Annotated in this window: 10 protein-coding genes; all 10 read left to right on the top strand. The window is 68.2% G+C overall.

The window, feature by feature from the left end; genetic code table 11:
• The first annotated feature begins 33 nt into the window (after positions 1–33).
• Positions 34–1,974 (top strand): methyl-accepting chemotaxis protein, encoded by a 1,941-nt coding sequence (locus tag ACP15H_RS17865; protein WP_425067501.1) that lies wholly within the window; start codon positions 34–36, stop codon positions 1,972–1,974.
• A 52-nt stretch (positions 1,975–2,026) separates the two neighbouring features.
• On the top strand, positions 2,027–3,511 hold the full coding sequence (locus ACP15H_RS17860; RefSeq protein ID WP_425067500.1) for a chemotaxis protein CheW: 1,485 nt from the start codon (positions 2,027–2,029) through the stop codon (positions 3,509–3,511).
• Complete coding sequence (gene cheB, locus ACP15H_RS17855; RefSeq protein ID WP_425067499.1) at positions 3,508–4,596, top strand: chemotaxis-specific protein-glutamate methyltransferase CheB; 1,089 nt, start codon at positions 3,508–3,510, stop codon at positions 4,594–4,596. The genes ACP15H_RS17860 and cheB overlap by 4 nt, the downstream gene beginning before the upstream one ends.
• 49 nt (positions 4,597–4,645) lie before the next feature.
• Entirely contained in the window at positions 4,646–5,221 is a 576-nt protein-coding gene (locus ACP15H_RS17850; protein WP_425067498.1) for a HEAT repeat domain-containing protein, read from the top strand.
• Positions 5,214–6,065 carry a CheR family methyltransferase gene (locus ACP15H_RS17845; protein WP_425067497.1) on the top strand — a complete coding sequence of 284 codons (852 nt, stop codon included), beginning with the start codon at positions 5,214–5,216 and terminating at the stop codon, positions 6,063–6,065. Before ACP15H_RS17850 ends, ACP15H_RS17845 begins: the two co-directional genes overlap by 8 nt.
• Positions 6,058–6,450, top strand: coding sequence for a response regulator (locus ACP15H_RS17840; RefSeq protein ID WP_425067496.1), 393 nt, complete (start codon positions 6,058–6,060; stop codon positions 6,448–6,450). Before ACP15H_RS17845 ends, ACP15H_RS17840 begins: the two co-directional genes overlap by 8 nt.
• Positions 6,447–8,345, top strand: coding sequence for a chemotaxis protein CheA (locus tag ACP15H_RS17835; protein WP_425067495.1), 1,899 nt, complete (start codon positions 6,447–6,449; stop codon positions 8,343–8,345). The genes ACP15H_RS17840 and ACP15H_RS17835 overlap by 4 nt, the downstream gene beginning before the upstream one ends.
• An 82-nt stretch (positions 8,346–8,427) precedes the next feature.
• Complete coding sequence (locus tag ACP15H_RS17830; RefSeq protein ID WP_425067494.1) at positions 8,428–8,811, top strand: response regulator transcription factor; 384 nt, start codon at positions 8,428–8,430, stop codon at positions 8,809–8,811.
• On the top strand, positions 8,808–9,455 hold the full coding sequence (locus tag ACP15H_RS17825; protein ID WP_425067493.1) for a chemotaxis protein CheX: 648 nt from the start codon (positions 8,808–8,810) through the stop codon (positions 9,453–9,455). The genes ACP15H_RS17830 and ACP15H_RS17825 overlap by 4 nt, the downstream gene beginning before the upstream one ends.
• Positions 9,442–11,760, top strand: coding sequence for a PAS domain S-box protein (locus ACP15H_RS17820; protein WP_425067492.1), 2,319 nt, complete (start codon positions 9,442–9,444; stop codon positions 11,758–11,760). Before ACP15H_RS17825 ends, ACP15H_RS17820 begins: the two co-directional genes overlap by 14 nt.
• Positions 11,761–11,890 lie beyond the last annotated feature (130 nt).

Here is an 11,890-nt window from a genome sequence, read left to right as displayed (position 1 = left end):
GGGTGATCCCGCAATCCAAGTGCAGGGATCTCGATGGCTCTCGTCAAGAAGACCAAGTTCACCGCCGGCCGCGCGGGCGCCGCGAGCACCAAGGCGGCTGCCCCTGCAGGCGCGTCCGTTGCGACGCCGGCCGGCCGGTCCGGTGCTGCGGCCAGGGGCACGTCCGTTACGCGCGGCAAGGTGTCGGAGCGGTTGGCGGCTGCGACCGAGGAACTGGCGAGCGGTCTCACCGAGGCCTCGGCCGCGGCCGAGGAACTGCGCCGGTCGATGGACCAGATCGCCAGCGGCGCGGCCGAAGCGGCCGGTGCGTCGCAGGAACAGGCGGCGGCCATCAAGCGTGTGGTCTCGAGTCTCGCCTCGGCTCGCAGCCTGGCCGACGTGACCCGGCGGCGCACCGAAGTCGCCGAACTCTCCCTGGCAGAAGCGGCGGGCCAGATCACCACGTCGGCCCGCGCCATCGAGCGCAACGGCCAGCGGCAGGGTGAGTCCGTGGCGCTGGTCACGGAGCTGGAGCGCCGCGCGGGCGACATCGCGGCAATCACCCAGTCGGTCAGCCGGATCTCCGACCAGACCAACCTGCTGGCGCTCAACGCCGCCATCGAGGCCGCGCGGGCGGGTGAGCAGGGACGGGGCTTCGCCGTCGTGGCCGATGAGGTGCGGGCGCTGGCCGAGACTTCCGAGAAGAGCGCGCAGGTCGTGCAAAAGCTCGCCGACGAGATCCAGGCGGACGTGCGCGACGTTGCCGCCGCCTTGCAGAAGGCTGCGGCGGCCGCCGCCAGCCAGGTGAAGGCGGGCGGGGCGGTTGTGACCACCCTCACCACCTTGAGGCAGGACTTCCAGACGATAGCCCGTGGCAGTGACGATACGCTGACCGGTGTGCTTGAGGCCGAACGCGCCGCCAGCGAAGCCCAGAAGGGTGCGATGCTGGTTGCCGAGGCGGCCGAGGAGCAGACCGCGGCGGCGGGCCAGTCGCAAGTCGCGGTGCAGGAGCAGTCTAAGGCACTCGACCAGGGGCAGCTCGCCGCCCAGGCACTGGCGCGGATCGCCGAGAAGGTCCGGGCGGGCGACGAAACGCTGGCGGCCGCCGAGCAGGTCGGCGCCACGGCCGAGCAACTGTCGGCAACAATGCAGGAATTGTCCGGCGCTGCGCAGCAGATCAACAGCGCCGTGTCGCAGATCAGCCGGGGTGCGCAACAGCAGTCGGCGGCGACGCAGCAGACCTCGGCGGCGCTGACGCAGATCGAGAAGAATGCCCGGGCGGCTCAGACCAATGCCACCCGCGCCGAGGAGCGGCTGGCGGCACTGCGCACGATGCTGGGGGAAAGCGCCTCCGCGGTCGACGACCTGCTGGCGGGTGTCGCCGGTGGACTGGAAGAATCGCGCGCCGCCCTGGGGACGATCGGCCGACTCGAAGCGGTCGGCCGTCGCATCGAGAAGATCGTGAGCGGCATCTCGCTGATCGTCGTGCAGACCACGATGCTGGCGGTGACAGGATCGATCGAGGCGGCGCGGGCCGGTGCCGCCGGGCGGGGCTTCGCCACCGTCTCCAACGACATTCGCGGTCTTGCCCGCGAGGCGGCGGAGAGTGCCGACACCATCAAGGACAAGGTGGGCGGCATCCTCGACCAGATCGCCTCGGTGCGGCGCGACCTCGAGCAGATCGTTGCCGCGGTCGATGTCGAGGTCCAGGCCAACCGTTCCCTGCAGGCCGTCTTCGCGAAGGTGACGGACGAGGCCTCTACGCTGGCCAACGCCACTCGCGAAATCCTGCACAGCGCCGACCAGATCCTGTCGTCCACGGTCGAGACGGCCGCCGGTGCACGGCAGATCGCGGCCGCCGCCGAAGAGGCGAGTGCGGCATCGCGCCAGGCCGCGCAGGCATCGGCCGAGCAGGCCCGCGGCACCGAGGACCTTGCCGCCGCGATCGAGGAGATCGCCTCCCTTGCCGACGAGTTGCGCCGGGATCGGAGCTGACGTGGCGGCGACCGCAACGGTCTCTCCAGCGGCGTCCCCGCAGATTTCCGCGGTGGCAACGCGGCGCTTCCTGACGTTTCGCGTCGAGAATCGGCTCTATGCCCTGCCGGCCGAAGAGGTGACGGAGGTCATCCTCATGCCGGCGCTCGCCCGCGTACCGCATGCACCGAAAGGATTGCTGGGCGTCGCCAATCTGCGCGGGGCGGTGCTGCCGGTGGCGGGGCTGCGCGGGCTGCTGGACCTTACCGATGCGCCGGCCACACGCGCCCTCGTGCTCGACGGCGCCGCTCCGGTCGCGCTGGCGGTCGATTCGGTTGAGGCGCTGGTCACGATCGCGGACGACCGGATCGAAACGCGGCCTGCGGAGCTGGCGGCCCGGCCTGGCGAGACACTCCGCGGCGCTTTCGCCGTCGGCGACTCAGATACCGTCGCCAGCATCGTCGACGTGGCGGCGCTGATCGCGGCCGCGTTCATAGCGCAGGATCGTCCGCGCCATCGCCACGCCGTATCCGCTGCCGGTCGTTCGCAAACCGCGCCCGGCGCCAACGACGAGCGGCGACGGCTGGTCAGTTTCGAAGTGGCGGGGCAGGAATTCGCCCTCGATCTCGGCTCGGTGCAGGAGATCATCGATGCGCCGGCCGGCCGTGCGACGTTGCCGGCCAGTGACGGCGCCGTACTCGGCGTCGCGTCGTTCCGCGGCAGCCTGCTGCCGCTCCTGTCGCTGCGCGGGCTGCTGGGCTTCGCCGAGTCGACCCAGTCGACCGGCCGCGAGAAGGTCGTCGTCGCGCGTATCGGCCCGGCGCTCGTCGGCCTGATGGCCGATCGCATGCGTACGCTGTTCGCGGCCGATGCCGACTCGATCGAAGAGGTGCCGCCCGTGCTCGCGGCCCGGATCGGGGGCGAGGCCCGGGTGACGGCGATCTATCGCGGCGAGGGCGGCCGCCGCCTCGTATCGTTGCTGGAGCCACGAACCCTGTTCAAGGAGGAGGTCATGCAGCGACTGGGGGCCGCGCGGTCCGCCGTGCCGGCCAGCAGCGACGAGACGCAACAGGAGCGGGGCGAGGAACGGCAATTCGTGGTGTTTCGCCTGGCCGACGACGAGTTCGCGCTGCCCATCGAGGCGGTGAACGAGGTCGCCCGTGTTCCCGAGCAGATCACGCGCGTTCCCAAGACGCCGAAGTTCCTCGAAGGCGTGATCAACCTGCGCGGCGAGGTCCTGCCGGTGGTCGACCAGCGCCGTCGCTTCGATCTTCCGGCGATGGCAGACAGCCGCGCGCGGCGTCTGCTGGTGGTGCGGACGGCACAGCATCGAGCCGGCCTCATCGTGGATTCGGTGTCGGAGGTGATGCGCTGCTTGGCCGACGAGATCGAGCCGGCGCCCAGCCTCACCGGCGAGAAGGTCCGCCTCGTCCAGGGCGTGGTCAACCTCGACGGGGCAGGGCGCATCGTTCTCATCCTCGATCCGGCTGAACTGCTGACGCGGGCCGAACGCGGCCTGCTCGACGCGCTGGAGAAACCGGAGAAGGCGCGTCCGTGATCCGCCTGCTCGTCGTCGACGATTCGGCGTTGATGCGGCGGCTTCTCGGTCAGATCTTCGCCGGCGAGCCGGAGTTCGAAGTCGAGTTCGCCCGCAATGGCGTCGAGGCCCTCGAACGGATTGCATCGTTCGACCCCCAGGTCGTGACCCTCGACATCAACATGCCGCAGATGGACGGGCTGGCCTGCCTCGACCGGATCATGGTCGAAGCGCCGCGCCCGGTCGTCATGGTCTCGTCGCTAACCGCCGAGGGCGCCGAGGCGACCCTCGAAGCGCTGCGGCTGGGTGCCGTCGATTTCGTCGCCAAGCCCGAGGGTGCGATCTCGCTGCATCTCGATGCCTTGAAGGCGAATCTGGTCGGCCGCGTGCGGGCGGCCTCGCAGGCACGAATCCGCTCGAGCACGCGCCTGCGCGACCGCATCCGCCACCGCATTGGCGGCGCGGCCTCGGCCGCTTCCCGACGACCCACCCAGAGGCCGGCCGGGCCCGAGCCCGAGCCCATCGCGGCGGTGGGTGACGGGCTCGTGCTCGTGGGCACGTCGACTGGTGGACCGCCGGCGCTGGAGGCGCTGCTGACGGCGCTGCCCGCCGACTTCCCGTGGCCGGTCGTTGTGGCCCAGCACATGCCGGCGGCCTTCACGGGCGCCCTGGCGCGACGGCTGGACGGGCTCTGTGCGGTGACCGTCAAGGAGGTGAGCCGCACCACCTCCTTGCGGCCAGGCCATGTCTATATCGGTCGCGGAGACGCCGATGTCGTCGTGGCGCGGCTGACCGGGGGACTGGTCGCCATGCCCCGCGCGGCCGATCCCGACTATCCTTGGCATCCAAGTACCGAGCGTCTCGTTGTGAGCGCGATGGAACACGTGGCACCGACTCAGCTGATCGGGGTGTTGATGACGGGAATGGGATCCGACGGCGCGCAGGCGATGGCCTCGCTGCGCAGCCTCGGCGGCCGCACCATTGCGGAATCCGAGGAAACCGCCGTCGTCTGGGGCATGCCGGGCGAACTGGTGCGGCGGGGCGGGGCGGAGTGGACCCTGCCGCTGCCCGAGATCGGCCCGCGGCTCGTGCGGCTGGTGCCCTGACATGCCCCTGGTTCGCAAGCCACCGGGCGGGCCGGCAGCGTCACAGCCGGTGAGCTTTAATGCCCACAGCCTGGCGGCCGGCGACGACGACGCACGCTGGGCCGCCGCCCGCGCTGCCGCCTCGCATCCCGAGGCCGTTGCCGCTCTGGCCGAGGCTTTGCCGCGCGAACGCGAACCGCGCGTGCGCGAGGCGATCCTCACCAGCCTTGCGCGGATCGGTTCGGCCGAAAGCGCCAGCGCGCTGCTGCCTCATCTCAGGTCCGACGTTGCGAGCCTGCGGACGGGCGCGCTCGATGCGCTGCGCGCGATGCCGGCTGCCGTCGCGCCCCACCTCCCGGCGCTGTTGAGCGACGATGACGCCGATGTCCGGCTGTTGAGTTGCGAGCTGGTGCGGGAGCAGCCTGAGAGCCAGGCCAACCGGTTGCTGGCGGCCGTGCTGGAGGGCGAGGACGATGCGAATGTCTGTGCCGCAGCACTGGAGGTCGCGTGCGAAGTGGGCGACAGCGGACTGCTGGCGGCCCTCATCCGCTGCGAGCAGCGCTTTGCGACGGACCCGTTCCTGGCGTTCAGCATCGCCGTGGCGTGCGAGCGGATCGAGTCCCAGCGCGCGGGTTCCCGTGACTGAGTTCCCGCCGGTTTCCGAGGAGGAGTTCCGCAAGATCAGCGAATTCCTCTACCGGCGCACCGGCATGGTCTTCGGCGAGACCAAGCGCTACTACGTGCATCGCCGCATCGCCGAGCGGATGGCCGCGCTCGGCTACGAGGATTTCTCCGCTTACTTCCACCGCTTGAGGGCCGACAGCAAGGGCGAGATCGAGCAGTTCATCAACGCCTTCACCGTCAACGAGACGTACTTCTACCGCGAGGACCACCAGCTTCGTTGCCTGACCAACGACATGCTGGCCGAGCGCATGCGCGCGAAACCGCCGGGTGCGCCGTATCGCCTGTGGTCGGTGCCGTGCTCGACCGGCGAGGAACCGTATTCGCTCGCGCTGTGGCTGCTCGAGAACTGGCCCGAGGTCGACACGCACGAGATCGAAATCGTCGGATCGGACATCGACACCGATTGCATCGAGGCGGCCCGTGCCGGCTTCTACGGCGCGCGCGCCCTGATGCGACTGACTCCTTCGCTGGTGGAGAAGTATTTCGAGCCGGCCGGCCCCGATCAGTGGCGCCTGGTTTCCGATCTGCGCGACTCCGTGCAGTTCAGTCCCGTCAACATCGTCGATGCCGGATCGGTGCGGGCGCATGGCACCTTCGACGTCATCTTCTGTCGCAACGTCCTCATCTATTTCGACGATGCCGCACGCCGCCTGGCCGCCGAGAACCTCTATGAAAGTCTCGCACCGGGTGGTTTCATCTGCCTCGGCCACACGGAATCCATGAGTCGCGTGTCGCCTCTGTTCGAGGTACGCCGTTTCGCCGATGCCATCGTCTACCAGCGACCGCGGGGGAAAGCCCATGGATGATGCTTCCTCGTCGAGGCGCATTCTGATCGTCGACGATGCCGGCCTCGTGCGCCGCTTTCACCGCGACGTGCTGGAGAAAGCCGGCTTCTCGGTGGTCGAGGCCCTGAACGGAGTCGAGGCGCTGGAGAAGATTCTCGCCGAGCCCTTCGACCTGGCGGTGGTGGACGTGAACATGCCGCAGATGGACGGCGTCACATTCCTCGCGGCGTTGCGGGCTCTGGATGGCATCGAGGGATCGCTGCCCGCGCTGGTCGTCAGCACCGAGGCGGCGGCGCACGACCGGGAGGCGGCGCGGGCAGCCGGCGCCAACTTCTATCTCGTGAAGCCGGTTCGCCCGGATATCCTCATCGAGCATGTGACGCTGATGTGCGGGGGCCCTCGATGAACGAGTTCATCGAGCAGTTCCTCATCGAGGGGCGTGAGCTGGTGGCGCAGGGGAGCGACGACCTGCTCGCGCTGGAGGAGAATCCCGGCGACCGGGAGCGTCTCGACAGCGCCTTCCGCGCCTTTCACACGCTCAAGGGCGCGGCCGGTATCGTCGACTTCGAGGCCATGGCGCAGGCGCTTCACGCCGGCGAAGACGTGTTGTCTGCCGTGCGATCGGGCGCGGTCGTGATGACCGCCGCGCTGACGGATCTCTGCCTCGCCTGCCTCGACCAGGTGACGACATGGATGGACCAGATGCAGGCCACGGGCGAAGTCCCCGCCGACGCCCAGGCCCGCGCCGACCAGATCGTCCGGCAATTCCGTCTGGTCAGCGAGGCCGCCGGGGCGGGCGCCGAAGCATCGCCGGACCTCCGGCCGGAAACGTCGCCCGACGTCGATGGACAGGGCGGCTCGTTGCCCCAGGCTGCGCGCGGCATCCTGGAAGAGCAGCTCATGCTCCTGCGCGATGCCGCGCCAGCAGGTCTTGCGGGTCGTCGGGCATCCGCCGTCCGGGTCGCAGCCCGTGTCCTGCGAGCGATCGACAGGGCTTCGGCGGCCGAGCAGCTCGAAAACCTCGCCGGAGCGACGGTGCCGCCGGAGTCGGTCGGGGAGGGGGTGGCCGACCTGCTGAAGGAGCTTTGGCCTGCGGCGGCGTCGCAGGCCGGGAATCTTGGGGCGGCGCCGGCAGAGACGTCGGTGCGTGTCGACGTCCACCGGATCGACGCGCTGGTGAAGCTGGCGGGCGAACTCACCGTCGCCAAGAACGCACTCGGCCACTGCGTACGCCTGATCGATGAGGGCGAGAGCGATCCGCGGCAGGCGGCGGCCGAGCTGAAGGCGCAACATCTGCGTCTCGAGCGTCTGGTCGCGGACCTGCAGCGGTCGGTGGTGGCGCTGCGCGTACTGCCGCTCCAGACGGCCTTCCAGCGCTTCCCGCGACTTGTGCGAGAGATGGCGAGTGCGCTGGGCAAGCCGGCGCGTCTCATGGTCGAGGGAGCTGCCACGGAGGCGGACAAGACCATCGTCAGCGCGATTTCAGAGCCGCTTCTGCACGTGATCCGCAACAGCCTCGATCACGGGCTTGAAACGGCCGCGGAGCGCGTCGCCCTGGGCAAGCCCACGATCGCCACAATCCACCTGCGCGCGCTGCGCCAGGGCGAGCACATCGTCATCGAGGTCGAGGATGACGGTCGCGGCGTCGACCTCGACCGGGTGCGCGCCGTGGCCGCCGAGCGCGGTGTGGCATCGAAGATGCTTCTGGACACGATGAGCGACGCCGAGGCGATGGACCTCATCTTCGCACCGGGCTTCTCGACGGCGGCGGCCGTGAGCGACCTGTCCGGTCGCGGTGTCGGCATGGACGTCGTGCGCACGACCGTCGAACGGCTGGGCGGTAGGGTCTTCCTCACCAGCCGGCCCGGGCTCGGTACGCTGGTGCGCTTCAACCTGCCGTTCACGGTGATGATGACGAGGGTCATGACCGTCGAGGCGGGCGGGCAGATGTTCGGCCTGCCCCTGGAAGCGGTGGTCGAGACCGTGCGCGTCCCGCGCACCGCCATTGCTTCCGTGGGCGCGGCGCGGGCCTTCGTCCTGCGCAATCGTACGATTCCCGTCATCGATCTGGGCAAGGCGCTGGGCTGGGAGCGTGCTGTCGGGGCGGCTGACGCAATCATCGTCGTGGTCAGCGCGATGGGCCAGCTGGGCGGCCTGGAGGTCGACCGGCTGGGCGACCGGCTCGACGCGATGCTGACGGCGCCCGATGGCCTGCTGGCGGAGGTGCCAGGCATCGACGGCACGACCCTTATGGGCGACGGTCGCGTCCTGATTGTACTCGATGTGAGAGAATTTCTTTGATATCGGTGCGTCTCAACGTTACCCATCGAACAGAAACGACATTGGGTGTTGACGTACACGTCGCCGGGGGAGACACGGGGCGATGAGCTACAGAATTCTGATCGTGGACGACAGCAAGCTGGCCCGCATGGCCGTGGCCAAGGTGCTGGCGGCTGTCCATCCCGACTGGATCCGGGTCGAGGCGGCAAACGCCGACGAAGCGGTTGCGCGGGTCGGCGAGACCGCGGTCGACCTCGCGGTGCTGGATTTCAATATGCCCGGTCGCGACGGTCTCGCGCTCGTTGCCGAGCTTCACGCGCTGAAGCCCGGCATGCCCCTGGCGGTCATCTCGGCCAACCACCAGACCGAGATCGTCCAGAGGGTCGGGGAGGCGGGTGCCACGTTTCTTGCCAAGCCGCTGACCGAAGCGGCGCTGCGCACGTTCCTCGAGTCCGCGGTAAAGCGTCTCGAAGCTGCAAAGACGTGACAGAGATCCTCGACGAACTCGAGCTCGACGCTCTGACCGAGATGGTCAATATCGGTGTCAACCGGTCGGCGGCGAGCCTGCGTGAGATGGTCGGCGAGCAGGTCCATCTCTCGGTACCGCGAGTGGCCCTCGTCAGCCGCGAGAAGGCGATCGCCACCCTGGGCGAGGGCAACCCCGACACGCTGGTGGGTGTGCATCAGGTTTTCGAAGGCGACATCGTGGGGCGCGCCCTACTGCTCTTTCCGGATACCAAGAGCCTGGAACTGGTCCGCGCCGTCGCCGGCCCCGACCTCAGCCTCGAGGAAATCATCGAGCTCGAGCACGAAGCGCTGGCCGAGATCGGCAACGTCATCCTGAACGGTTGCCTGGCCACCATGGCGAACATGCTGCAACGAAGCCTCAAGATGTCGTTGCCCGAGATCCTGCGTGGCGACGCGTCCAAGTTCTTCAGCCTCGCGCCGCCGCCCGAGGCAGGCGAGGTCGTGATGCTTCTCTACATCGACTTCGCGCTTCGCAGCCGCGACATTCGTGGCTACATCGCGATGCTTATGGACATGCCCTCCCTGGCCGTGATGAAGGTCATGTTGCGCGAGTTCATCGATCGCACGGCGGGCGGCGTCGTGCCGCTCCATGATCACTCCTGACTTTCATCCCGCCGTGTCGACATTCGACGCGGTCGACATTGGACTGGTCATCCTCGACGGGGATCAGTGCGTCCGGGCGTGGAACGCCTGGATGGAATCCGCCAGCGCCATTCCAGCAAGCGAGGCGATCGGCCGCTCTCTCGACGTGCTGTTCCCTGGGCACATCACGGCGCGTTTCTCTTCCGCCGTGTCGCATGCGCTCGAACTGGGGACGTCCGGCCTCCTCACCCACGCGCTCCACCCGCCGCTTCCCCTGCGCACGCGCAGTGGCCAGCCGCTGATCCACAACCTGGCGATCGGCCCGCTGGGCGATCCGCCCACGCGGCACTGCCTAGTCCAGTTCACCGACGTCACCGCCACGGTCGGTCGGGAAAAGGTCCTGCGGGAGCGCCAGAATGCGCGTTACGACGCCGTTGTGGGCGGTGCACCCGACGCAATCCTGACGCTCGACTCCGGCGGCACGATTCAACTCGTCAATCCGGCCGCCGCGCAGGAGTTCGGCTACGCGACCACGGAGCTGGTGGGGCGCAAGCTCGAAGCACTGCTGCGCGATCCCACCGACTGGAGCAACGCCTTCCGGTCGGTCCTGTCGGGCACGCCGCTCGCCCGTCCGGTGGAACTGGTGGCGGAACGGCGCAGTGGCACGCCCAGCTACCTAGAAGCTTCCGCCTCGCGCTGGGAATCGGACAAGCGCGTCTTCGTCACGGTGATCCTGCGCGACGTGAACGAGCGTCGCATGGCCGTCGACGCACTGCGCCTGCTGAACCGGACCCTCGAGCGCCGTGTGGCGCAGAGTACCGCCGATCGCACGCGCATGTGGAGCCTGTCGGCAGACGTGATGGTTGTCGCCGATCGCGACGGCACCATGAATTCGATCAATCCGGCCTGGACCCAATTGCTCGGGTGGCCGGAACCCTCTCTTGTCGGCGCAAGTCTGTTCGATTTCGTCGTCGAGGAGGACCGCGCGCGGTTCAGGGCGGAGTTGCAGACCCTCTTTACCGAAGGCGCCCCGCGGCGGATCGAGGTCGGAATGCGGACGGCCGACGGTGGCAGCCGGCGGGTCGAATGGAGCGGTGTCGCGGGCGACGGTCTGGTGCAGGCCGTGGGACGCGACGTCACCGCCGAGCGCGAGGCCGAGAAGGCCCTGGCGAAGGCCGAGGAGGCGTTGCGCCATTCGCAGAAGATGGAGGCGATCGGCCAGCTCACCGGCGGCATCGCCCACGACTTCAACAATATACTGACCGCCATCATCGGCTCGATGGAGGTCCTGAAGCGCCGCATCCGGGCGGGCCGCTTTGACGACCTGCAGGGCTTCATGGATGGTGCCATCGCCTCGGCCAATCGCGCCGCCGCTCTGACGCACCGCCTGCTCGCCTTCGCACGCCGCCAGCCGCTCGACCCCAAGGCTGTGGACGTCAACCGGCTCGTGGGCGGCATGGAAGACCTGTTGGGCCGGACGCTTAACGAGAATGTCAGGCTTGAACTCGCGCTGGAGGCCGGGGTTTGGCCGGCGCTGACCGATGCGCACCAGCTCGAGAACGCGATACTGAATCTCGTGATCAATGCCCGTGACGCCATGCCCGGGGGCGGGGACCTCGTCATCACGACAACCAACGAAGTCGTGCAGGAACGCCAGCGTTTCGGCCAGGAGGAGGTCGAGCCCGGCGACTACGTCGTGATCGGTGTCCGCGATACCGGGTCCGGAATGCCGTCCGACGTCGTTGCCAGAGTATTCGAGCCGTTCTTCACGACCAAGCCGATCGGGCAGGGGACGGGCCTCGGCCTGTCGATGATCTACGGTTTCGCACGCCAGTCGCGCGGTGTCGTCCGGGTCGAAAGCGAAGTCGGCCATGGCACGTACTTCCGGCTTTACCTGCCGCGCTACGCAGGCGATGTGCAGCCGCGCGCTGTTGCGGCCAACCAGGAATTCGAAAAGGGCTCCGGAGAAACTGTTCTGGTCGTGGAGGACGATTCGCACGTCCGCATGATCATCACGGATGTGCTGAGGGAACTTGGTTACTCCTGTCTGGAAGCGGGCGATGGCCAGGCCGCATTACCGGTCCTGACCTCCAACACCACGATTGATCTTCTGATCACAGATGTCGGGCTGCCGGGAATGAACGGCCGCCAGATCGCGGAGATCGCCCGCAGGCACCGGCCCGCACTGAAGATCCTCTTCGTCACCGGTTATGCCGAGCACGCTACCGGCCATTCGCCATTCTTGTCCGCGGGCATGGAGATGGTGACAAAGCCGTTCGCGCTTGACGCACTTGCGCTAAAAATTCGTGCCATGCTCGGAAAATAGCAGGTCGATGAATGATGGCTGCAATGCCGGGTAAGTCCGACGAATAGGCTGGCGCCACAGCCTCTACAGGCTTCACAAACAAAGTGATCACAGTTACCCGCGCGCGACAATTCGTGCTCTGTGGGATGGA

Origin of the sequence: Reyranella sp., assembly GCF_965249915.1 — a bacterium.
Classification (GTDB): Bacteria; Pseudomonadota; Alphaproteobacteria; order Reyranellales; family Reyranellaceae; genus Reyranella.
The sequence above is the reverse complement of the archived record's forward strand: the minus strand, read 5'-3'. Positions and strand labels throughout refer to the sequence as shown.

What these genes read in the sequence shown, in the direction of transcription:
- ACP15H_RS17865 (WP_425067501.1), top strand. Translation starts at nt 34, where the DNA reads ATGGCTCTCGTCAAGAAGACCAAGTTCACCGCCGGCCGCGCGGGCGCC.
- ACP15H_RS17835 (WP_425067495.1), top strand. Translation starts at nt 6,447, where the DNA reads ATGAACGAGTTCATCGAGCAGTTCCTCATCGAGGGGCGTGAGCTGGTG.
- ACP15H_RS17830 (WP_425067494.1), top strand. Translation starts at nt 8,428, where the DNA reads ATGAGCTACAGAATTCTGATCGTGGACGACAGCAAGCTGGCCCGCATG.
- ACP15H_RS17840 (WP_425067496.1), top strand. Translation starts at nt 6,058, where the DNA reads ATGGATGATGCTTCCTCGTCGAGGCGCATTCTGATCGTCGACGATGCC.
- ACP15H_RS17820 (WP_425067492.1), top strand. Translation starts at nt 9,442, where the DNA reads ATGATCACTCCTGACTTTCATCCCGCCGTGTCGACATTCGACGCGGTC.